The sequence below is a fragment of the Candidatus Limnocylindrales bacterium genome, from assembly GCA_035559535.1.
Classification (GTDB): domain Bacteria; phylum Moduliflexota; class Moduliflexia; order Moduliflexales; family JAUQPW01; genus JAUQPW01.
Window position 1 is genome coordinate 50216 of the sequence record DATMBG010000002.1, and the last position, 23825, is coordinate 74040.

Sequence of the window (23825 nt, forward strand, 5' to 3'; positions counted from 1 at the left end):
AATCCGAAGCACCCTTGCTTATCTTAAAGGGTAGCAATATATTAAGTATTGCTTTCAAGGGATGGGAATTATGAGTTATTCTAATTATAGAAACCCCTCTCGTTAAACTTTAAATCTAAAGGCCTATGTTTCAACCTTCCTATCTTAAACTTTACGAATCCGGTGAACTTAAAGAAAGGGTCGAAAAACTAGAAGCCATGCTGGCCAGTTGTAATATTTGCCCTCGGGATTGCCGGGTAAATCGACTCAACGATGAAATTGCCGCCTGTTACTCAGGTTATAAACCCATCGTCTCTGCTTACGTACCCCATTTCGGAGAAGAACCTCAACTGGTAGGAACCCATGGAGTTGGGAATATCTTTTTCGGTAACTGTAATCTTCGATGCGTTTACTGTCAAAATTATCAGATCAGCCAGAACTGGAGGATAGAGAGAAAAAATGAAGTTACCTTTGAGAGATTGGCCGAGATGATGATAGAACTTCAAGGAAAAGGATGCCACAGTATTGGGCTTGTTTCTCCAACCCATTTTGTTCCCCAAATAGTCAAAGCTGTTTACCTGGCCATTCCGATGGGACTTCGTCTTCCTCTCGTTTATAATACCAACGCCTACGATTCGGTCGAGGTACTCAAATTGTTGGATGGGATCATCGACATCTATCTTCCCGATTTGAAGTATAGCGAAGATGAAATGGGCTGGCAGTATTCCAAGGTCAAGGAATACGTTCGTCACGCCCGGGCAGCCCTCAAAGAAATGTATCGTCAGATGGGAAGTGAGTTGATCCTGGGGGAAGATGGGCTGGTCAAACGGGGCCTGATTATTCGCCACCTGGTCTTACCTAATGATATTGCCGGAAGTAAAGAATCTCTTAAATTTATCCGAAACGAGCTCAGTAATCGGGTTACCCTGAGTATTATGTCCCAATATTATCCCACCCATAAAGCCAAAAATCTCCCTCTTTTAGACCGAAAAATTCGAGAAAGCGAATACAACAAAGTCTTACAGCTTCTAGAAAAACTGGGGTTTGAAGAGGGATGGATCCAGGATTTTGAAAGTACCGACTATTACCGTCCTGATTTTGATAATCGCGAACAACCCTTTACACGCTAATCTGCTTTCAACTATTTAATCCGCTCAAATTCTCCGGTGACCGAGTTGAAAATCACGAGATTGTAATTGGTTTGAACGGTTGCCGTCACATCCGATACGGCTACATCGGTTACTTTTTCACCGGCCAGGAGATTCTGAGAACTCCAACGCCCCAGGGATGCAGAAAAGCCCAGAATACGACGGAGGGTAGCCACAAGCCCTACACTATTCCCAATCCTGGAATTAATAAGTCCTTCTCCAGCCATAAAGGAGGTCGTTGCCCAATTCAGGGCAGCCGGACTCAGGGCATGAGCCCCCAAATTGGTAATCACCAAAACTATCTGATCTCCTGCCTCAACCCCCCTGAGCGCACCCTCACCGGGTTTCAAATTTCGAATAACCCAAATCCGGGTCCGCGCACTAAATCCCAAGATCCGACGATTCGTCAAGGCAAATCCCATGAGCCCTTCTGCTCCCGATTGAAGCACCCTCTCCCCCGGCATCAAGCGCTTAATAATGGCTCCCCCCTGACCGGAACTGATCGCAACAACTTTCTCCTCAAATACGGTTACCTGAACCTGATCGGGAATCTCCTGGGCATAGAGTCGGGAGGATAAACTAAGTAAACTGATCAGACTGAAAGTTAAAAGTTGTAAAAAGAAGGTCGAAACCATGAAATTCAGACCTGTGGGTCCCTAAAGTTTAAATTCCTTGACATAAAACCTGTTTATACAACATAATACCCGGAGGGTAAAGAAGGCTACCTAAAACTTTAAGCTTCAACTATCCCATAAGCCCTAGGCCTATACCATAGACTACCTCTCCCCAGGGCCATTTAAATCACTTACCATTAAGGCATTTTTGATAACCTTTAACATCATGGACTTAAAAAAATCTAAACGCTTTCTGGTCGGAGTAATCTTCTTCGTATTTTTGACCCTACTCATCGGATACGATATCTGGACCGATGTTTTAAATTATCACTTTCGTCTAAGCCCTAAAAAGGGGATTTCGAACACCATCGAACTGTATCGAGGAAAGGTAAACAGTTGGAACCCTTTTGGATTAAAGAAATATCAGCTAGAAACCGGATATCTACGAAACCAGATCGAAGAGGATAAGCTTTTTGCCGAAAAACCCTTGACAAATTTTGAGACCTGGAATCTGGAACTCCTGGAATATTTCCCTCTTCTAAAAAGGATCTCTGCTTACCGGGAAATCGGAGAAATAGGAAAGGCTCTGAAATTAGCAGATACGGCCATTTCCAAAGAGAATAGGGCTCAAACCCAAGAGATCCTCCATCTTCTGGGTAATTTTCATTCAGGTAAAGTAATCTCTGTTTTGAAAGCCCATTTAGAACCCTCCGAAGATTCAAGTATCCGAAGAGATATCATTCCAATCCTGGGTTCCATGAAAATTCCCGAAGCCATGGAGGTTTTAATGACCTTATTGAAGGATTCAGACAAATACGTAAAACTGGATGCAGCCCAAGAACTTGTGCCAGTGGGAAGGACGGAAGTGATTGAACCCCTACTCATCTTACTCAAGGATTCGGATAAACAGGTCCAACTCAGGGCTGCAAAAATGCTCGTACAGTTAGGACGCGTGGAGGTAATAGAACCCTTGGTGACTTTACTGAAAGATCCCAATTATCATATTCGGACCGATGCCGCCAGGTTATTACTCCAATCCAGACGGGTCGAGATGATCGAACCTCTGGTAGCCTTACTGAAAGATCCGAATTCAGAAGTACGGCGTAATGTAACGGAAATACTGCTGGGCCTGGGTCATATTGAGATGGTCGAGCCGCTGATAGCCTTGTTAAAGGATTCCGATACTTCTCTGCAGCTTAACGTGGCCGAGATGCTGGTAGAGTTGAAGCGGACCGAAGCGGTCGGGCCTTTGATAGCCTTGTTGAAAGATCCGGATCCGGAAGTACAAACCCGGGCGGCCTTTGCGTTGGCCCGGTTGAGTCAGGTCGAAGCGATAGAACCTTTGATAACTTTACTGAGACATCCGATTCCTTTCATGCGGTTTCGGGCCGCAGAAGCCCTTGTACAATTGAACCGTGCTGAAGTCGTTGAACCCCTGGTAGCCCTCCTCCAGGACCCAGATCCGGAGATACGAGCACGTGCAGCATCGGTACTGGGACGATTGGGACGGACCGAGGCAGTAGGTCCCTTATTATCCTTATTAAAGGATGAAGATCATTTTGTTCGACGCACGGCGACATCGGCCCTTGTAAAGTTGGGTCGTGCTGAGGCGATGGAACCTTTATTGACCATGGTTAAGGATAAAGATCCCCTCGTACGACGTACGGTGACTTCTCTATTAGGAGAACTAGGGCAGGCCGAAGCAGTAGAACCTTTGATCACCCTCTTAAAGGATCCAGATTCCGATGTACGAAACCGCGCCATATCCATGTTAGAAGAGCTGGATCGTACCGAAGCAGCCAAACCGCTGGTAGTCCTGTTAAAAGATCCGAATACCTTTGTACGAAGCCATGCAGCAGAGGCCCTAATCCAGTTAGGTCAGGTCGAGATTTTGGAGCCTCTGATCACCTTATTGAAGGATGAGGATTCGGATGTGCGTAACCGTGTCGCTTCAATACTTATAGAATCAGGTCAGGTTGAAGCGGTAGAACCTTTGAAGGTTTTGTTGAAAGATCCAGATTCCGGGGTGCGAAGCCGTGCAGCGGCTGTACTGGCGGAGTTAGGTCGTATGGAGGCCGTAGAACCGCTCCTGGCTCTGCTAAAGGACCCGGACCCGGAAGTACGAAATCGTGCGGTATTTGCGCTGGTAGAACTGGGCCGCACGGAAGCTGTTGAACCCCTGATAGCTCTGCTGAGGGGTCCGGATAAATACGTACAAAACCGGGCCATAGCTGCCCTGGTGAAATTGGGACGGGTTGAAGCTGTGGAACCACTCCTGATTTTACTAAAGGATCGGGATCCGGTGGTACGAAGGGGTGCAGCGCTTGCATTGGGAGAGTTCAATCATGCCGAGGCAATAGAACCTTTAATGGCCTTATTAGAAGATCAAGATCCGGAGATACGAAATCGAGCGGCCCTGCTGTTGGGTAAATTGAGGTATCCAGGAGCTCTGGAATCCTTGATAAACTTATTAAAAGATCCGGATAAATATGTACAAATGGGTGCGGCCTCTGCATTGGGAGAATTGGGACGAGAGGAGGCTGTAGAACCTTTAGAGGTCTTACTGAAGGATCCCGATAAATATCTGCGATTGAGTGCGACCTCTGCACTGATAAAACTGAGATATCCAGAACCTGTTGAACAATTGGGAGATCTTTTAAAGGATAAAGAACCCCTGGTGCGATATAGTACGGTCCAGGCGTTTGGAGAATCGGGTCTTACACAGGCTATAGAACCCCTGGCAGTTCTACTTAACGATCCCGATCCCTCCGTACGAAGTCGTACGGCATTGACCTTGGGTAAGTTATCTGCCGGGGAAAAGTTGGGGGCTCTTCAAGCTCTCTTCCAAGATGCCAGGGAAAAATATGAAGTTAAACTGGCTACAGCAATGGCTTTATGGGAATTAAACCAGAGGGAAGGCTTAGAATTTCTAATCGAGAAATCCAGAAGTCCAAGAGCCATCCAGCGAAGAAAAGTTGCAGAGATTTTGGGAGAAGTTTCCTCAGAACCAGGAACTTCTTTGCTGATATCCCTGCTCTCCGATAAGATACGAAGGGTTAGAATTCAAGCCATAGAATCTCTGGGACGTTCAAAGGGAAAAGCCTCTCTTTCCCATTTACATAGAATTCTCGAGGAATCTGATCCGAAAATTCGAGAGGTTACCGTAAAGGCCCTGACAGAAATAGCTTCGCCTGAAAGTGTTGAACCCTTGAAAAAAATAGCCCTGGATCCCCAAGAACGAATTCCTACCCGCCTATCTGCCATCACGGCCCTGGGAAATATTAAAACTGAACAGGCGGTACAGACTCTTTTAGAAATCCTCCAACAATCAGAAGAGATCTATCTCTTCAGCACCCTCCAGGCCTTAGGTAAAACGCACTCTCGTCAGGCAATCCCCTTTTTACAATCCCTCTTGAAACAACAGGAAGCACGCAGGCAGATCTGGCGAAAAGTTCGGGATGAGGATACAAAATTTTATACCGAACAACAATTTGAAGATTGGAAAAAACGATTGGAAGAGGTAAAACCCGAAAAACCGATAGAATTTGAACTGGCCTATGTCCTCAGCCAACTGGATCCTGAAATCGAGGGAATTAAACTCCTCTCCCACGATCTGGCCTCTGTAAGAGAAGGGGCTTGGATGGGATTGTCCGGAGCTGGTACAGTTCAATTAATTCGGCAACTGGATCAGGAGCGACAGAGACGAAAGGGGGGTTCTCATCTTCATTTCCAAGAAGCCAGCTATCGGGCTATAGACCATGCCCTTATTACTCTTCAGATGCAGGGAGGAAAAAAAGAACTAGAAGAGTTGAAAAAATTCCTGCTACAGGTTCAGGACGAAGAGGGAATTTCTACCCGAGTAGAATGGACGATCAAACGATGGAAAAATCTAAAGAATAATTCCTGAAAAGTTAAGAAAAAGGTCTTGACAACCCCGGTAAGATCAGCTTATTTTTTTGAAGTATCTTGTGACCCAGGATGAGGTTTTTCTCTCTGGAGTCTACCCCTTGCCGGGGTAGCTCAGTCGGTAGAGCGAAGGACTGAAAATCCTTGCGTCCGCGGTTCGATTCCGCGCCCCGGCATCCCAAATAAGGTCAAATACGCCGGCGTAGCTCAGTGGTAGAGCAGCTGATTCGTAATCAGCGGGTCGTAGGTTCAACTCCTATCGCCGGCTTTTTTAACTTAAGCAGGTCTAAAAGCAACTATCCGAAGTCTTCGGTAATCTGCAACCCAGATTCCATCCCGATATAATTTTGGCTTAAGCCAATCCTCCAGTTTTGTGATTACCTCGTTATGCTTCACAGGAGGAAGTTCTGTTAAAAGATGATTTCCAAACATCTCCATCCAATGGCGAAATCCCTTTTCCCCATCTTCAAATGGGGTTGGACGATCAAAGAGAGTTGCATAGGTTACCTCAAAACCCTGTTTTTCCAGGAGGGAAGTATATTCCCCGATACTGGGAAAATACCAGGGGATAAGTTCTGGCTTTACAGAATAACCTATCTCTTCAAAAACGTGATGGATCGCTGAAAGAATAGAGGCGATATTTCCTTTTCCGCCTAATTCCGCAACAAAACGCCCCCCAGGTTTTAAAGCCTGCCAGATGCAGGCTATGACCCGCTCGGGTTCCTTCATCCAGTGAAGTGCTGCATTGGAAAATACGGCATCAAAAGGCTCCGGGAAGTGAAAGTCCCTTCCATCGGCTACTTCAAATCGTAGATCCGGATAATTCCTTCTGGCCTGCTCGATCATGGTAACAGCATTATCGATTCCCACAACTTCCGCTCCGACGTTGGCAATTTGCCGGGTCAGATGTCCCGTTCCGCATCCGAGATCCAGGATGCGTTCCCCTTTCTGAGGCGATAGAAGTTCGACCAAGTCCGTGGCAAACCTGGAAACGAAAGAATATTTACTGTCGTAAAGGGCCGCATTCCATTGAGTTGTCATATCCTATAGAGCCGAGATGTCAATCTTAATCACAAAGCACACAAAGCCCTTTGGGTGCTTCGGATACATCGCGGTTTTATAAATTCCGTGACCTTTTAAAACCCGATCAAAAATTACCAAAGTATAGCCTATTACCTTTCCCTCCCTCGTTTCACAGGGGAGGGAACTTTGCTTCCAAGTCCCTTCCCCTGCAGAGCGGGGGAAGATCAGGAAGGGGGTCCCTCTTCCACGCTGGGGAGAGGGAAACTGGCAAATCTCCAGATTAACTCCCCAACTTCCTCTCCCGAAGCTTCGGGAGAGGAAGTTGGGGGTGAGGGTAGGGGTTATTCCAATCTAAACGCCTGAGCAATTCTCCTCAAATCCTCATCGACAACCTCCTTTTTCGAATCGGCTACTTCCAGAAACTTCATATGGACTTTTTCAAATACCTCATCGGTGAAGATATATCCCAATTCTCGCATTCGAAAACGGAGAGCATGCCGCCCTGAGCGGGCTGTCAGGATGATTTTGTGGGCAGGAGCTCCCACGACCTCCGGGGGGATAATCTCATAGGTTTTCCGATCCTTTAGAATCCCATCTTGATGGATACCGGAAGAGTGGGCGAAGGCATTGGCCCCGACAATCGCCTTGTTGGGTTGTACAGGAATATTCATCAATCGGCTTACAAGCTGACTGGTTGCGTAAATCTCCTGAGTACGGATGCGAGTTTCCGCATCAAAATAATCTTTTCGGGTATAAAGCGCCATGACAACTTCTTCCAGAGAGGTATTTCCCGCACGTTCCCCAATCCCATTGACGGTTACCTCAACCTGAGTGGCTCCATTCTCAATGGCGGTAAGAGTATTAATCGTGGCAAGACCCAAATCGTTATGGCAATGAACACTTAAAGTAACCCTATCGGTGACCGGTACACGCTCCCGGATTTGCCGAATCAATTCCCCAAACTGTGCAGGTACTGCATAGCCAACCGTATCGGGGATATTAACCACGGTTGCACCTGCTTTGATAACAGCTTCGATAACCCGGCAGAGATAGTCTGGATCACTTCGAGAGGCATCTTCGGTGGAGTATTCCACATCTTCGGTAAATTTCTTGGCGTATTTGACCGCCTCAACTCCCATCTCCAAACACTGTTCCCTATTTTTCCTGAGTTTTTTATCTACATGGATATCCGAAGTACCTAACACCATATGAATCCTGGGTCTTTCCGCAAAGCGTATGGCTTCCCATAAGGCATCTATATCTTTTTGAATCGTCCTGGCAAGTCCGGTAATCACGGGGCCCTTAATTTCCCGGGCGATACGCTTAACTGCTTCTAAATCGCCCGGAGAAGAAGCAGGAAAACCTGCTTCGATAACATCTACATTTAATCGAACTAATTGACGGGCTATCTCCAGTTTTTGTTCTGCGTTTAATTTGGCTCCAGGTACCTGTTCCCCATCCCGCAAAGTGGTGTCAAAAATCATGATAAATTTGCTCATCTCTGACTAATAAAAGTCAGAACCCAGAGGTCAGAAGTCAATATTTTTTTGGACTCCTGATTCCGGTCTTCCGACTCCTGAAAATAAAAAAGCCATGGACAACTTTGTTGAACCATGGCCAAAAAAAATGCCATGGGTTTTTAGCCCATGGCATGTAGGAGAGTTAAGGGTTACACCGATTACGCCCCTCTACATGCGATGGGCTTCTTAAGAAGGAGGAGCCCATCCAGAAGGCTAAGTAAAAGGGTTTGTAATCGGATTAAACCGGTCATCTTATTTAGATCTTGATAAAATAGATAAAAAATCCCCCTCCTGGTCTGATAAGGAAGGGATAAAAACCTTTAGAATTCATCTCTTTCAGCTCTGCTCTTAATCAAGAGTAGAATCTCTTCCTTTATTTTGTCAAGGATTTTTATTTAAAATTTTTGGAAAATGGCTTGACGGCTAAGGAAGAAGCAGTTTAAGTACTATCCATCCGCTCCCATGGGGCCTCAGTCATTAACTTAACGGCCTTGGGAGGGTACATGAGGTTTTAGCAGCGCGTTCTTTCAAGGCTTTATAGAAGGATAAACCGGGTAGGGCTTACGCATAAAGATCGGAGCAGATCTTAGGCTCTTAAAATCCATCAGTAACCTTAAAATCTTAGGAGTGTCGGGATTATGAATTCAAATTTTGAAGGAATTTTTCCGGTTCTGGCCATTCCCTTTGATGAGAAGGGTCGGTTTGATGAAGAAAGCCTGCGGCGACTCATTGAGTTTCAGATCCGATGTGGGGTTCATGGCGTGGTTATTTTCGGATTGGCCAGTGAGGTTTATAAACTCACCGATGAGGAACGAAAAATCATTTTACAGGTCGTGGTAGATCAGGTGAAGGGACGGATACCTATCCTTGCAGGGGCAGAGCATACCGGTACGGAAGCCGCCGTTCAACGGAGTAAGACCATGGAAGACCTGGGGACTCAGGGGCTTATGCTGACTCCTCCTTCTCTGATCAAACCGGATGCCGAGGGGATTTTCGACTATTATCAGGCAGTTTCAGATGCCGTTGGTATCCCTATTATGATTCAGGATGCTCCAACCTGGACCGGGATTACCTTACCCCCTTCCCTGCTGGTTCGCATGATGAAGGAGATTGAAAAGGTGAAGTATGTAAAAGTAGAAGCCCCTCCAACCGGTCTTAAAATGTCCAGGATTATTGAATTGGGCGGGGACGCTGTAAAAGTATTCGGAGGCTATGGAGGCCTGTACTTCTTGGAAGAACTCAAACGAGGGATGTGTGGAAGCCTTCCGGGATGTGCCTTTCCGGAGGTTTTCGTCCAGATTTACAACTTCTTTAAAAAAGGTCAGGAACGAGAAGCGGAAGCTCTTTTCCACAAATATCTACCCCTGTTAGTCTTCCAACTGGCTTCTTTGGATGTTCTCATCCAGGTTCAGAAAATCATTCTCCACAAGGGAGGAATTTTCCAATCCGATTATGTTCGAAGACCTGCCACTCCCATCGATGAAATAACCCGAGCGGAACTGGATAGATTCTTGGATACACTTCCGTTAGCGGTTTTTAACCAATCTTCTTGATAAAGTTTTCTCTTTAATTGACTAAAGGCTTTCTAGGTAATAGCAGGAAGGACCAGGGGTCTGCACCTTGGGATATGGCCGGAAAACCCAGCCTGGGTGATCGGGTTGTAACTACCTTTGTAAACCGGTAGTCGGGGAAGGGCTGAACGCGTTGAGTTCCACTCTAAAAGACCGGTTCTTATAGGCCGACTCAAAGGAATAACCTGGGCTAAATACGCGGATAAAGTCCTATTTTGTTCTTGACATCCCTTGACGAAAGATGAGATACTTTAAAATTAGGGATATTGATTTGATCGAGACCAGGTTATTGTAACACTTTATTCAAGTGGAGGTTACATGCTGCTAGAGATAACTCGGGATGTTTATCAGTTGACATTACCTCTTCCTTTTCGCCTTCGGGAAGTCCATGCTTACCTAATTAAAGGACGAGAAGGTTATGGTTTAATAGACTGCGGAATTAATACCCAGGAATGTTTTGAGGCTTTAGAGAAAAGTATCCTCGAAGCCGGTATCCAGTTAACCGATGTCCATTCGGTCTTCATGACCCACTATCATTCTGATCATTGCGGCTTAGCCGGACGAATTAAAGAGGTCTCTGGAGCTTCCCTTATCATGCAATCCGGAGAAGCCGAAGCCGTGGAGGCATTTCTGGAAATACCCCCGGAACAAGTGCATGATCCCTGTTTCTATATTGAACGCGGACTCCCTACGGAAAAATTCGAAGAAATGCAACAAATATTTCCCTATCTAAAATCTCTCATTTCGCCCCTTAAAATCGATGAGCGTATCGAAGATGGGATGGAGATATGGTTGGGGGATCTTCGATTCGAGGCTATTTGGACACCTGGGCACACGCCCGGACATGTCTGTCTTTACCAGCCTGAGCGGAAGTGGCTTTTTTGTGGAGATCATGTTTTGATAAAGATTACGCCCCACGTTGGTCTAAACTCGCGATCCACCCTGGCAAATCCCTTGGCGCACTATTTAGATTCTCTAAAGAAGGTCATGGGATTAGACGTTAAGCTGGCTTTTCCATCCCATGGACCTCTTATTCGACAATTTAAAGAGCGGGTTCAGGAGCTTATGGTACACCATAACCAGAGAAAGGAAGCCATTCTCCATATCCTGGGAAAAGAGCGAAAGTCTGCCTACGAAATTTCCACGGCTCTTTTTGGGGTTCGCTCCACACACTTTGAAAACTGGATGGCTTTCGCCGAAACCTTAGCGCACCTGGTGCTCCTGGCTTCTGAGGATAAGCTGGAAGAGATCCGGGAGAACGGACATGTTTTATACCAAATCCGATAGCTTCCAGTGGACGAAGGACCACCGGGTAAAACCCGGGAAACTAGATTTTTATTACCTGGCCGAAAGGGTCATGCATAAAACCTGAGAAATTACTTAAAAATATTTTCTAATGCCAATTTGCCTTTAATATCTCACGTAGAGGCAGGTTTGAAACCTGCCTGTAGAGAAGGATTGTATCCCTGTCCCATGAAAGGCAAATGGGTATAAAACCCCAAGATCTTAAGGTTTCCGGGGTTGATGAGATAATTGAAATAATTTCTGAAAGTTTTAGGTGGTTTCTGGTAAGTAGGTTAAACGTCTCGTTTGATGAGTGATAGAATTCTTTTAGCCATGAAAGTAGCTACAGCCGAAGAAATCCGGGATATTGATCGGAGGGCCATTTACGAGTATGGGATTCCGGGAGTAGTTCTTATGGAAAATGCGGGCGCCGGTACGGCCCGTATCCTGTTGGAGAAGTATGGACCCCTGTTGGGGAAGCGGGTAGGAGTGGTGTGTGGAAAAGGAAAAAATGGAGGAGACGGCTTTGTTGTGGCTCGACATCTGGTTAATCAAGGGGTTATCACAGAAGTTGCTCTTTTGACCGAGAAATCCAAGGTTCAGGGGGATGCCCGGATCAATCTAGACATCGCAGACCGCATGGGAATTCCTATTCTGGAGGCACCTGACCCGGAGAGTTTTTCCAGAGTTAAGGAAATTCTCCTGAGATCGGATCTTATTGTGGATGCAATTTTAGGAACAGGTTTAACGGCAGGAGTTGCCGGGTTTTATAGGGATGTTATAGAATTGATCAATAGCCTGCAAAAACCCGTTGTAGCCGTGGATATCCCCTCGGGACTGAGCTCAGATACGGGAGAGATACCGGGAAGCTGTATCCGGGCGGATCTGACAGTAACCTTCGGATTGCCAAAGCGAGGTCTCATCCTCTACCCTGCGGCAGAGTTCGTCGGAGAACTCAAGGTAATTCCCATCGGAATTCCTGAGAAGGTGATTTCAGAGGCCGGTATCAAAGTTAATCTCCTAGAAGCCCAGGATATACAGGCTGCTTTAGCGGGTAGTCAGGTAATTAATCGTCCGGCCAACTCCCATAAAGGAACCTATGGGCATGTACTGGTCATAGCAGGTTCCAGGGGGAAGACGGGAGCGGCCTTGATGAGCTCGCGGAGTGCTCTTCGGGTGGGAGCCGGTTTGGTCACTTTAGGTTTACCTGAAAGCCTGAACGATTTCTTGGAAGCAGCGTCCTTCGAAGTGATGACCGTACCTTTGCCGGAGACCTCTGAAGGAACCTTTAGCCATAAAGCTGCTGATTGGATCTTGATGGGCGCAGAGGGTCGAGCCCCTCTATCGGCAGGAAAAAATGTCATCGCCTTGGGCCCCGGGCTTTCAACCCATCCTGAGACCCTGGAGTTGGTTTACGATCTCGTTCAGAACTCCCATCAACCTCTGGTAATTGACGCCGATGGAATCAATGCCTTAGCCCGAAAACCTGAGATTTTACTCCAGGCCCAGGCTCCGGTGGTTATCACCCCTCATCCTGGAGAGATGGCCCGATTTCTGGGAGAGAAAAACATTCAATCCCGACGAATTGAAGTGGCCCAAGAAACAGCTAAGAAATATGGAATCTATGTAGTTTTGAAGGGAGCCCGGACGATTATCTGCGATCCAAATGGAGAAGTTTTTATTAATTTAACCGGTAACCCGGGAATGGCGACAGGAGGAACCGGAGATGTGCTCACCGGAATTTTGGCCGGGTTAATCGCCCAGGGGCTACCCATTTTAGACGCCCTAAAAGTAGGGGTTTATCTTCACGGCCTGGCGGGGGATCTGGCCGCACAAGATAAAGGAGAACCCGGTCTAATTGCCGGGGATGTGATGGAACAAATTCCCTATGCTATTAAAAAATTGTCCTCTGTGGGTTATCCGTTGTCCGTTGTTAGAAATTCGTTGGGAGAAGTCCTGGCTAAAAACTAACTAAAATAACAAGGGACAACAGGTAATCAACAGGAGACAAAAGAGTCTATGTTAAAATGGTTTGAAAACAAATACCTTTCAATCCTCCTGCTACTCTTTGCGGTAGCTTTACTGACGGGTTGTGGGGCCGTCCTTGGTCCGAATTCACGAACGGTTTTTTTGGAAACAGGAGAAGATTACCTGGTTTCTGGAGATTATGACCAGGCCATAAAAACTTTCGATTCGATTCTAACCGATAATCCCAAAGATGTTAAAGCCCTGGTGGGTTCCGGAATTGCATATTACCAGCAAGGGAAGTATGAAAAAGCCTTAGAGAAGCTTACTCGGGCCAAAGAATTAGACCCGGATGATGAACAAGCCCGTCTCTATCTGGGTTTAACTTACCTTAAAAAAGGAGAAGATCAGAAAGCCTTAGCAGAGTGGAAAGAATACACCGAGCTCATTTCAACCGGCAAGTTCACCGATCTCGTCCGACGGGCCATAGCTATTTTGAGTAAAGAAAATGTCACTCTGGAAGAACGCGACTTTGTAGTATCCAGTATCGAGTATGCAACCCAGCAAGAACGAAAAGTCCTTGTTCAGGATCTGGGAGTCGGTGGGGGAAGTTCCTATTCTATAGGGTCCTCAACCTTAGGCTATCCTCCTTTTGGGATCTTTAATTACAATTACGGATACGGATCAGCTCTTCAACCGGTACCTTCGAATACTTATATCATCATCAGGACTACCCCATCTCCGACCAGGACTAATATCCGGGGTGGGATAGAGACGAGAATTCGAACTTTACAGGGTAAGTAAACATCGCCCCGTGTTTGTTGTCTGTAGTTCGTTAGGATCTGTTAGGGACCGCGAACAACGGATAGCGGACCATAGACCGTGGATAAAAATTGGATTCTTTTTGTTGTCCTGTTGTTAAGTATCACCTTTTTTGCTTTACCGGCCTTGGCAGAAATTAAAGCAGGGACTTCAGAACTGGGGTTAAGTTTAGGCGTCCTTCGAGGAGATGATCTTGGCTCGGTTTTAGTATCTTTTCCAGATGATCCGACCACACCTCAGGATGAAAGTCAAGTTTTACCCTTTGAGACTCAAGTAAAAGACGGCTTCTTCCTGGGGTTTGAATATACCTTTCATTTTACAACCTGGTTGGGTACAGAACTGGATCTGGCCCTTATCCCCAATGTATCCGTGGAAGCTTCGGATTTAGGTAAGCTCTTCGACATGGACATTCGTTTCTTCAATGCCAACGCCGTTGTACATCTACTGAATGGTCGCTTTGTTCCCTTTGTAACGGCTGGAATTGGAATTGCCGACTTCAGTAGCGAAACCATCGATTCGACCCAGTTCATCAATGAATCCGACTTTGCACTCAACTTTGGAGGTGGTTTCAAAGTATTTTTGACCGATACTTTTCTTCTTCGGGCAGATATCCGAGATTATCGAACGACACCTGAAGATTTAAATACCCTGAACCTGATTCGGATTAGTGGAGGGGTTGCGTTTACCTTTTGATTTTTATTCAAGGTGGGAAGTGTGGGGGGGGGGAGTAGAGTGAAGTATCGGCCCTCCCTTCTATCTCCCCATCCGAGACGAAGGACAGAGTTGGTCTACGACAAGCTAAAACTAGATGGAAAAGTTGCCCTGGTCACAGGAGGTGGGCGGGGTTTGGGAAGGGCTATGGCTCAAGCGCTGGCAGAGGCAGGGGCCGACGTAGTTGTTGTAAGTCGAACGGTTCAAGAAATTGAAGAAACTGCTGATTCCATTCGGAAAATGGGAAGGAAGGCCCTGGCAATCCCAACCGATATCCTCCAGATTCAGCAGGTAGAAAAGGCCGTCCAGATAACCCTGAAAGAATTTGGGAAGATCGATATTCTGGTCAATAATTCGGGAGTTGCGGTGGTTAAACCTCTGTTAGATCTTACCCTGGAGGAATGGAATCAGGTTATTCAGACCAATTTAACCGGGGTTTTCATTGTATCTAAAACGGTCGGAAAGCACATGGCCGAGCGAAGGCAGGGAAAAGTTATCAATATGGCTTCCGTTGCCGGGGTTCGAGGTGTTACGACCCTATCGGCTTATGCAGCCAGTAAAGCCGCTGTGATTAACCTCACCCGATGCATGGCCGCAGAATGGGTTAAATATAACATTCGAGTCAATGCCATTGCCCCGGGTTATTTCTATACTTCTATGTCTGCACCTGGTTTAGATAATGAAAAAATTCGGGAAGCCATTCTCTCTAAAATTCCCCTTCGCCGGGTGGGACAACCTGAAGAACTTGGACCCCTGGTGGTATACCTGGCTTCCGAAGCATCCGATTTTATGACCGGAGAAACTATCTTTATTGATGGAGGTCAATCTATCTGATGGAAGAGGTGTGGGAGAACGGAGGAATGGGGGAAAGGAGATTCTAAAAATCGATCTTTCTGACTCTCCGATCTCTTTATTCTTCCCTTCTTTAATCCCCTGACGTGGGCGATAAAATTCAACAGAACGGAGACATCTATCAAACTAAGGAACTTCTCCGCGTCCTTTCATACCTTCAATACCCTGTAGCCCTTTTGAACCTGAGCGGAACGATAAAATGGGCCAATCCGGCCCTGGAGAGACTTTGGGGTTACAACCAGGAGGAATTGAAAAGAAAAAAAATAACTTTCCTTTACTCCAAGGAATCTCGAAAGAACTTGCCAAAAATTCAAGAGATCTTAACTAAAGATAGCTGGCAGGGTGACCTTGTGGTTCTTAGAAAAGATAAAACAGAATCTCCTGTCTCTGTAGCCCTCCAGGTCATACGGGATGACGAGGGAAAACCGCTATCCCTCCTCAAACTTATTCAGGAATTAACTTCCCAAAAAGCCATGGAAAAACAGTTGATCCAATCTGAAAAGCTGATTGTGATCGGAACTTTAGCGGCAGGAGTTGCCCACGAGCTGAATCAACCCCTTATGGTCATCCGGGGCTACACCCAGATTCTTCTCTCTAACCATCAGAATGATCCCGAATTAAAAGACTCCCTTAAAAGAATTGAAGGGCAAACCACTCGAATGATGAAGATCATCCAACATCTGAGGGATTTTTCCAGAGGATCCACCGGAATGAAGGAACCCCTCTCCATCAATCAAATCATTGAAAATGCCTTTACTTTACTTAATCAACAACTGAAAGCTCACAATATTGAGGTTATCAAGGAGCTGGCTCAAGACCTCCCTCAAATTAAGGCCGATGCCAATCAATTGGAGCAGGTCATTATCAACTTAATTGTAAATGCCCGGGATGCCCTGGATCAAAAGGGAGGTGGAGAAATCAAAGTGGTCAGTCGCTTTAAAAAGCCCGATAAGGTAGAGGTTTTAGTCTCGGATACAGGGATTGGCATGCCACCCCATATAAAAAATCACATTTTTGAACCCTTCTTTACCACTAAGGAAGCTGGAAAAGGAACCGGCCTGGGATTGAATATCAGTCAGAGAATTATTAAAGATCATGGAGGAGACATCTCTGTGACCAGTACGGAAGGGAAAGGAACAACCTTTGTTCTGACCTTCCCGATCTATAAGTAGCAACTTGTTTGATGTTCGTTGTTCTCAACAATCGTTGGCCCCTATAGATAGATGGTTAATTAGCCGTCCGTTATCTGTTGTCCATATGGATAGGGATACACTATGGACAATGGACAACGGAGAAAACTCATGAAACCTAAAGTGTTTGTCTCTAGAATGCTTCCGCAGAGTGCCCTGGATATCATCAAACAGAACTGTGACATGGAGCTTAATACCGCCGATGTTCGATTGAGTAAACAGGAGTTAATCGATAAAATCCGCGATAAAGAGGGCCTTCTTTGCCTTTTAACAGATACCATCGATGCCGAGGTTTTAAACTCCAGTCCCACGCTTAAAATTGTAGCCAATGTTGCCGTTGGATATAACAATATTGATGTTAAGGCCGCCACTCAAAGAAAAATTATGGTTACCAATACACCCGGGGTTTTGGATAATACAACCGGTGATTTTACGTGGGCTTTACTTCTGGCCGTTGCCCGTCGGGTCGTCGAAGCAGATAAGTTTACCCGGGCAGGTCTTTATAAAGAATGGGGGCTTCAATTATTCCTGGGTGCAGATGTTTATGGAAAAACCTTAGGTATTATCGGATTAGGAAGAATCGGACAGGTGGTTGCCAAACGGGCCCAGGGATTCGATATGCGGATCCTTTACTATGATGTTGTAAGAGCCAAACCGGAAATCGAAGAACGTTACAAAGCCACCTTTGTGGATAAGGATACCCTTCTGAGGGAATCTGATTTTGTGACATTACATGTCCCTTTATTCCCTGAGACTACCCACTTCATATCCACCCGAGAATTTAACCTTATGAAACCCACAGCTTTCCTGATCAACGCCTCACGAGGACCTGTGGTGGATGAAGCAGCCCTGGTAGAGGCTTTAAGAACCAGGCGAATTGCCGGTGCGGCTTTAGATGTTTATGAGAAGGAACCTGAGATTCATCCGGGTTTAATTCCTCTGGATAATGTGGTTCTGGCTCCTCACATTGCCAGCGCTTCTGTAGAAACCAGGACAAAAATGGCCGTCATGGCCGCAGAAAACCTGGTTGCAGGCGTTACAGGGAAAAGACCTCCCAATCTCGTAAATCCAGAAGTTTTACAGTAACCCGTCCACCTGACAGGCAGGAAGGGAAGGAATTAATTTAGAATTATAAGGCGAAACCCTGTTTCGCCTCTCCTAAACTCAAGACCCCCCGCTCTCTGACTTCCCACTCAGAGTAATAAGCTGCTCAGAGAGATCCTGTTTCCATACTGATTTGGCAAAATGATGACTTATGAACCCTGTCATGTTAAGGAAAATCATTGCCCGGCAATATCAATGGCATGAAGCCCGATTTCAAACCCAAAACGTTTCTATTTCGGGCTCTGATCCGATTCCGGTCGTTGAGCCGAAAATCTGTACGGTTCAAGATATTTACAAATGCCTTCATCAAGGAGAGTTTGGAATGGGTCATCTTATTGGGGATGTAGATCAGGCCCGAGCCTGGTTTAAAAAGGAATTTGAGGAAGCTATCCCCGAGGAAGAAGAACCTCTGAGAGAAATAGTCTCTATAGATGGCCAGACCCTCCGAATCAATTTCCGTCCTTATAAGGCCCGGATCGGTAAGGATCCGGTTGCCAGAGAGAAACTTTTTCAGATTTGTGTGGAATCAGCCCGTAGTTCTCAAGGATCTCCAGAACACTTTTTTACTCTCTTAGAGACCTTTCTTCAGCTTAATCAGAACCACACTATTCAAATCAAAGGGATTATTTACGCCTTTCCGTTTAAGGTTCTGGAGGGTTTTCTTGAAGGAATTCAACAAACCTGGCGAGATACCGGACAGGTTCCCGTTTATCATCATTCGGAGGTCTATCGGATCCATAACAGGCCTGCCTATCGGGTAGTAAACAGGAAGTTTTTAGCCGAGCTCCTACCGGGCTCGGTGGGATAGAGAACTTTTATACCCATGTAAATTTCAGAAAAGTTTTAAAATAACTCTGTTCTCGTGGATTTCTTGTAATACCAACTTCCCATTGAAATTCGATCTGAGCATAGAGGCATGTTGCAACGTACCCTTGCCCTCTGGGGATAATTTCAAAATGAATTTGGTCTAAGAAATTCTTCAAAAATGAAAAAGCCTGAACAGAGTTCATTTGAGCTTTGTTCAGGCTTTTTGGTGCCAGGCCAGATTCAGCTTACTTATTAAGCCAGGGCCATTTAACAGCTTCTGCAGAGAAAGTCGTAGTTCCTACCATCTTACCCTCGATGGTTACATTCTTCTTTTCCTCGGCTGAAAGTCTCGGAATATCTTTTAGAAGAGGAGATTCCTGTAGAAGAACCAACTTACCATCCTGGGTTTTAACCACGTGGGGATGATCCCCACCCGGGCAAACTCCTGGCTCGAGTTTTACTCCATCGGCCGTCGGCAATACACAATAAATATGCCCTGTAATAGCCTGTTTTTCCTCTGCAGCCAGAACTAAGGTCGCCGTGAAAATCCAGAGAACCACCATGACCCCGGATATGACTTGTTTTAGATTCAATCTCATAATTTACCTTTAATTTTTACAGGGATAAGGTGGAAAAGATCTTAGAGACCTTTTCTCCTTATTCCTGTCATATCTGACGGTTTATATTAAGAATGTCAGACCATCCACTGGCTTTGAAGTCTTCAGGAGAAGATTTTGAGATCCTCAACTTTAAGTAGATAATCTTAGCAGGCAGGAGGCCTGCACTCTCAAAAGGATTCCGATCCTCGACTTTAAGTAAATAACTCTCCTTTATAAATTAGTCGTTTGAATGAAAAAGTTATTACAACGACGGGTGCTGTCATCTATCTATTTAGTCTCTTATACCCAGCAGTTCCAACATTTTATTTACGTCCGTTGTGGGAAGCTCGCAATGGTAATTTAGACAAACATAGGCCGTTGCTTTTCCGTTCAGGCCAGACTGATTTTGGGTAAACTCGGCCAGACGGGTGATTTCCGGGGTTTCCGGTTCACTGGGACGGAAGAGAACGACTTTATTGGGGATAAATTGCCTTCTCAGGGCCTGAAGCATAACTTTTGTGTCTTCAGCCTGGGAATTGCCGACCATGACGACCTCATAGGAAGGTCCTATTGCAAAATCCAAAGCCACCAGGAGTTGCGTATGGGCTATGGGAGATTCTTTGACATTGGCAGAGAAGACACGCCCGATTTTTGCAGCCTTCGCTTCAAGATCCGGATTCGCTGTGATACGCCCCAGACGGAGCAGGTTTAACATGGCTACCGAGTTACCCGAAGGGACCGCGCCATCATAAATTTCTTTGGGGCGGATCAGTAGATTTTCACCATCATGGGCCGTAAAGTAAAATCCTCCATTCCTTTCATCCCAAAAGTATTTAATCAAATCGGCATTCAGATCCAGAGCAGCCTGTAAATAAGGGACCTGGAAAGTTGCTTCATAAAGCTCGAGCAATCCCCAGATCAAGAATGCGTAATCATCCACATTGGCCGGTAATCCGGCTTGACCATGGCGATAACGATGGAGAAGACGTCCTTCCGGGTTGCGGAGATGCCCAAAGATAAAATCTACGGCCCGCCGGGCAGCTTCGGCATACGCCGGTTCATCAAGGACCTGGGCTCCTTTTGCCAGGGCTGCAATCATGAGTCCGTTCCAGTCGGTCAGGATCTTGTCGTCTTTATGGGGATGAATCCGTTTCTCCCGAACTGCAAAAAGTTTTTGCCGGGCAGCTTCCAGGCGTCTGTGAAGGTCTTGCTCAGGTATCTTTAAGTCGTGGGCTAACTCGGCAAGGGGTTTCTTGAGGTATAGGATATTCGTTCCTGTGGTATGGCCTGTGGCCTGCTCGATAAAATTACCCTCCCTTTCAAAATTATAAATCTTCAAAATGAGATCCGCCTCTCCGGGATCGAACAACCGTCGAATTTCCTCCACCGACCAGAGGTAAAACTTTCCTTCTTCACCTTCACTGTCGGCATCTTCAGCCGAATAAAATCCCCCCTCGGGCGAAGTCATATCCCTCAGAACATAGGTAAACACTTCCCGAGCGGTTCTGGCATAGTCTTCTTTCCCTGTCGCCTGATAAGCTTCTATATAGGCCATAGCCAGTAAGGCTTGATCGTAAAGCATCTTTTCAAAGTGGGGCAGAAGCCATCTAGCATCGGTGGAATAGCGATGGAACCCAAATCCGATATGGTCATACATGCCTCCCAATCGCATTCCTTGAAGTGTTTTTTCTACCATCTTCAACGCTGTAGCATTCCCTGTGCGTTTCCAATAACGCAGCAAGAAAAAAATCTTGTGGGGAGTCGGAAACTTGGGCGCCCCCCCGAAGCCTCCATGTTGTTCATCAAAATACCTGGCCAGTTGATCGTAAGCCGATTTTAAGATTGACCCGGTCAAATCTTCACCCGGTACGGTATGGGAGATCTCCTGAAGCGCCAAGGTGAGTTTGTTGGCTGCATCTAGAGCCTCATCGCGGCGAGTCAACCAGATCTCATGAATGCGGGGTATCAAATCCAACATGCCAATTCGACCGTACCGACTCTCTTTAGGAAAATAAGTCCCGGCGAAAAAGGGCTTTTTATCCGGGGTCATAATGATGGTCAAAGGCCACCCTCCACTCTGGGTCATCAGCTGACAGACGGTCATGTAAATATTGTCTATATCCGGTCTCTCCTCCCGATCTACTTTGATGGAAACAAATACTTCATTCATTAATCGGGCTACTTCCGGGTCTTCAAAAGACTCACGTTCCATGACATGACACCAGTGACAGGTGGAATAACCGATAGAGAGAAAAATTGGCTTATCTTCCCTCCGTGCCTTCTCAAAAGCCTCTTCCCCCCAGGGATACCAGTCCACCGGGTTATGGGCATGCTGCAATAAATAAGGACTCTTCTCGTGTATTAATCGATTCGTGTGTTTTTCTTCTTTTTGTTCCATGTTTTTTACCTCCTGACTTAGAGTTCCAGAATTTCCCAAGAACTCTGTTAATAAGATCACCTCCATGATTAAGATGAACCATGACCCTCTTCGATGGTCCTCTTTTCCTTCCACCCTAAATCCCTCCTCCTAACAGATAAAAATTACCCTTGCGAATTTAGTGTAACTTCAATTAATTTGAAAGGCAATATTTTTAAAAACTTTAATGATCTGTTTAAATTTAAATAGGTTGTATATCATCATGGGAAAAAAGAATGTTCATGGAACACGAGAAAACCTGGGATTTTTATTGGCGAGAGCTTCCCAGCGATGGAATGAGTTGTTATACGAAGGTTTTTGTCGGGCTAACTATCCCGATGTACGCCCCGCTTATGGTTCTATTTTGATTCTACTTTTTGAAGAAAATGGCTTACAGATGGGGGAACTTGCAAGGCGAGCCCGACTTAGTAAACAAACCATGACGACCCTCATAAAGGCCATGGAACAAAAAGGACTTGTCATACGTAGGCGAGACCCGGAAGATGCCCGAGCCTTTCGTATTTACCTGACGGCTCGTAGCCGCCGTTTTAAGGCTGTAGCCGAAGAGGTTTTAAACGAGCTGGATGAGCAGGTAAAAGCTCGACTGACTCCGGAACAGGTATCCATATTAAGGAATTCTCTCAAAGCACTCCTGAACCTCTCCCGCTAACCTGCCCAACTTAGAAACTGTTCAGGTTGACTTGTTGAATTCTCCAAAGGTTGTAACACCTGATTTATCCCTTAAAATCATTCCCATAATCCTCAACAAATTAGTCTTATATAGAACCATCTCACAGGGAATGGCTCTATTAGGAATCCTGAAAATCCAGGGTCTTAAAGCGTGAAGGTTCGTTTTTATTTCTTCTGGTAGGAAGGCTTTCAGGTTCAACTCAATGGGATGGCTTCCACTGTCGGGCATCCAGAGACTGGCCGGTAACTTCTTTAGCTTCTGGGGAAGCCAGATAAACAAAAACCTCCGTAATATCTTCAGGCTTTGGTAAGGTAGTCGGATCTTCTTCTGGATAAGCCAGGGCGCGCATTCGGGTAGCGGCTTTTCCGGGATTTACAGAATTCACCCGGATTCCATAGGCTCTGACCTCTTCGGCCAGAACCTTTGTTAAATACTCAACGGCGACTTTGGAGATCGCATAAGGACCCCAGTGGGTAGCGACCCGATGAACCACACCGGAAGAGAGATTGATGATACTCCCGGTACGCTGTTTCATCATAATGGGGAGAACTTCCCGACAGCAGAGAAAGGTTCCTTTGAGGTTTACATCCAATGTGAGATTCCAGTCCTGGGTTGAGACTTCTACCAGAGGAACTCGCGGAGTCAAGACCCCTGCATTATTGATCAACGTATCGATCCGTCCAAAGGTTTCCATCGATTTTTGCATCATCTCCCGAACTTCCTCTTCCCGAGAAACATCGACTTTAAGAGGAAGGGCCTTCCGACCCTGTTGTTGAACTTCCGAGGCGGTTGCCAGGATTTCAGATTCGGTTCGGGCTACCAAAATTACATGACTTCCTTCTCTGGCAAAGGCTAAAGCCAGGGCTTTTCCAATCCCCCGGCCTCCCCCGGTTATAAGGGTAATCTGATCTTTTAACCTCATATTTGACCCCCCTCCGGACCCTCCAGGCTTTTCCATAAATAAAGCGTGGCCACAGTTCGATAAGGCCTCCAGGGTTCGGCCAGGTTCCGAATAACATGAGCCCGTGGAAGTTCCTCGAGTTGATAGGCCTTCTGAATGGCTTTCCGCAATCCCAAATCATCCACAGGAAGTACATCCAGTCGACCCAGACTGAAAATAAGAAACATCTCAGCAGTCCATCGACCAATTCCTTTGACCTGAATTAAATTTTGGATGATCTCTTCATCGGACATTTGACGCCACTTCTCCAGGGAAAGAGTTCCATCCTTAAATTTAAGGGCCAGATCTTTCAGGTAGACAGTTTTCTGTCTGGATAAACCTGCAGAGCGGAGTTGTTCATCTGGGGTATTGAGGATATCTTCAGGTGCCAGACCACGACCATCATAAAGTTCTAACAGGCGATTAAAGATGGCCCTGGCGGCTTTGCCACTGATCTGTTGCCAGATAATGGCTTTTGCCAAAGATAAAAAATAAGGACCTTGAAGTGAGAAAGTAAATCTCCCTACCTGTTCGATAATCCGGCTGAGAATCGGATCATTTTTCTTTAAGGCCGCCACAGCACCTCTTAGAGAAATTCTTCGGACCATAGCTACTTTACCCTTCACATAAAAAAAATACTTTTCTTTATCTTTAGACAAGATATTTTATTTATTAACATCGCA

At 45.9% G+C, this 23825-nt stretch carries 19 protein-coding genes and 2 tRNA genes; 14 read left to right on the top strand and 7 right to left on the bottom strand.

What is annotated here, in order from left to right; genetic code table 11:
• Window positions 1-125 precede the first annotated feature (125 nt).
• The gene (locus VNM22_00330) at window positions 126-1109 is read left to right on the top strand and encodes a radical SAM protein (protein HWP45580.1); all 984 of its coding nucleotides are present in this window, start codon (window positions 126-128) and stop codon (window positions 1107-1109) included.
• Between the two features lie 11 nt (window positions 1110-1120).
• On the opposite strand, the gene VNM22_00335 is transcribed toward VNM22_00330, so the two are convergent.
• On the bottom strand, window positions 1121-1762 hold the full coding sequence (locus VNM22_00335) for a hypothetical protein (GenBank protein ID HWP45581.1): 642 nt from the start codon (window positions 1760-1762) through the stop codon (window positions 1121-1123).
• Between the two features lie 205 nt (window positions 1763-1967).
• On the opposite strand from VNM22_00335, the gene VNM22_00340 reads away from it, so the two are divergent.
• The 3 genes from VNM22_00340 to VNM22_00350 all read left to right on the top strand — a co-directional run bounded on the left by VNM22_00340 (window position 1968) and on the right by VNM22_00350 (window position 5915).
• The gene (locus VNM22_00340) at window positions 1968-5648 is read left to right on the top strand and encodes a HEAT repeat domain-containing protein (protein HWP45582.1); all 3681 of its coding nucleotides are present in this window, start codon (window positions 1968-1970) and stop codon (window positions 5646-5648) included.
• Between the two features lie 102 nt (window positions 5649-5750).
• Window positions 5751-5823, top strand: a tRNA-Phe gene (locus VNM22_00345).
• 20 nt (window positions 5824-5843) lie between these two features.
• Window positions 5844-5915 (top strand) — tRNA-Thr (locus tag VNM22_00350).
• Window positions 5916-5923: 8 nt separating this feature from the next.
• On the opposite strand, the gene VNM22_00355 is transcribed toward VNM22_00350, so the two are convergent.
• Together VNM22_00355 and VNM22_00360 are read right to left on the bottom strand one after the other, a co-directional pair.
• Window positions 5924-6688: a methyltransferase domain-containing protein gene (locus VNM22_00355; GenBank protein ID HWP45583.1), complete on the bottom strand. Its 765-nt coding sequence runs from the start codon at window positions 6686-6688 to the stop codon at window positions 5924-5926.
• A gap of 323 nt (window positions 6689-7011) precedes the next feature.
• On the bottom strand, window positions 7012-8169 hold the full coding sequence (locus VNM22_00360; GenBank protein HWP45584.1) for a 2-isopropylmalate synthase: 1158 nt from the start codon (window positions 8167-8169) through the stop codon (window positions 7012-7014).
• Between the two features lie 659 nt (window positions 8170-8828).
• Between VNM22_00360 and VNM22_00365 the strand changes: the two genes are divergently transcribed.
• The 9 genes from VNM22_00365 to VNM22_00405 all read left to right on the top strand — a co-directional run bounded on the left by VNM22_00365 (window position 8829) and on the right by VNM22_00405 (window position 18497).
• Entirely contained in the window at window positions 8829-9743 is a 915-nt protein-coding gene (locus VNM22_00365; GenBank protein ID HWP45585.1) for a dihydrodipicolinate synthase family protein, read from the top strand.
• Between the two features lie 336 nt (window positions 9744-10079).
• Window positions 10080-11048, top strand: coding sequence for an MBL fold metallo-hydrolase (locus VNM22_00370; GenBank protein ID HWP45586.1), 969 nt, complete (start codon window positions 10080-10082; stop codon window positions 11046-11048).
• 306 nt (window positions 11049-11354) lie between these two features.
• The gene (locus tag VNM22_00375; protein HWP45587.1) at window positions 11355-13016 is read left to right on the top strand and encodes an NAD(P)H-hydrate dehydratase; all 1662 of its coding nucleotides are present in this window, start codon (window positions 11355-11357) and stop codon (window positions 13014-13016) included.
• Window positions 13017-13064: 48 nt separating this feature from the next.
• Window positions 13065-13814: a tetratricopeptide repeat protein gene (locus tag VNM22_00380; protein HWP45588.1), complete on the top strand. Its 750-nt coding sequence runs from the start codon at window positions 13065-13067 to the stop codon at window positions 13812-13814.
• A gap of 78 nt (window positions 13815-13892) precedes the next feature.
• Complete coding sequence (locus VNM22_00385; protein ID HWP45589.1) at window positions 13893-14525, top strand: outer membrane beta-barrel protein; 633 nt, start codon at window positions 13893-13895, stop codon at window positions 14523-14525.
• A gap of 39 nt (window positions 14526-14564) precedes the next feature.
• On the top strand, window positions 14565-15377 hold the full coding sequence (locus tag VNM22_00390) for a glucose 1-dehydrogenase (GenBank protein ID HWP45590.1): 813 nt from the start codon (window positions 14565-14567) through the stop codon (window positions 15375-15377).
• Window positions 15378-15481: 104 nt separating this feature from the next.
• A complete protein-coding gene (locus tag VNM22_00395) occupies window positions 15482-16567 on the top strand; it encodes an ATP-binding protein (protein ID HWP45591.1) in 1086 nt (361 codons plus the stop codon).
• Between the two features lie 129 nt (window positions 16568-16696).
• Window positions 16697-17671 (top strand): D-glycerate dehydrogenase, encoded by a 975-nt coding sequence (locus tag VNM22_00400; GenBank protein ID HWP45592.1) that lies wholly within the window; start codon window positions 16697-16699, stop codon window positions 17669-17671.
• A gap of 169 nt (window positions 17672-17840) precedes the next feature.
• Entirely contained in the window at window positions 17841-18497 is a 657-nt protein-coding gene (locus tag VNM22_00405) for a hypothetical protein (GenBank protein HWP45593.1), read from the top strand.
• Between the two features lie 244 nt (window positions 18498-18741).
• On the opposite strand, the gene VNM22_00410 is transcribed toward VNM22_00405, so the two are convergent.
• Window positions 18742-19095 (bottom strand): hypothetical protein, encoded by a 354-nt coding sequence (locus tag VNM22_00410; GenBank protein HWP45594.1) that lies wholly within the window; start codon window positions 19093-19095, stop codon window positions 18742-18744.
• 292 nt (window positions 19096-19387) lie between these two features.
• The gene (locus VNM22_00415) at window positions 19388-21493 is read right to left on the bottom strand and encodes a thioredoxin domain-containing protein (protein HWP45595.1); all 2106 of its coding nucleotides are present in this window, start codon (window positions 21491-21493) and stop codon (window positions 19388-19390) included.
• 241 nt (window positions 21494-21734) lie between these two features.
• Here VNM22_00415 and VNM22_00420 point away from each other — a divergent pair, with 241 nt between their 5' ends.
• Window positions 21735-22181 carry a MarR family transcriptional regulator gene (locus VNM22_00420; GenBank protein HWP45596.1) on the top strand — a complete coding sequence of 149 codons (447 nt, stop codon included), beginning with the start codon at window positions 21735-21737 and terminating at the stop codon, window positions 22179-22181.
• A 220-nt stretch (window positions 22182-22401) separates the two neighbouring features.
• On the opposite strand, the gene VNM22_00425 is transcribed toward VNM22_00420, so the two are convergent.
• The gene (locus VNM22_00425; protein ID HWP45597.1) at window positions 22402-23124 is read right to left on the bottom strand and encodes an SDR family oxidoreductase; all 723 of its coding nucleotides are present in this window, start codon (window positions 23122-23124) and stop codon (window positions 22402-22404) included.
• Window positions 23121-23801: a DNA-3-methyladenine glycosylase gene (locus VNM22_00430; GenBank protein HWP45598.1), complete on the bottom strand. Its 681-nt coding sequence runs from the start codon at window positions 23799-23801 to the stop codon at window positions 23121-23123. Before VNM22_00430 ends, VNM22_00425 begins: the two co-directional genes overlap by 4 nt.
• Window positions 23802-23825 lie beyond the last annotated feature (24 nt).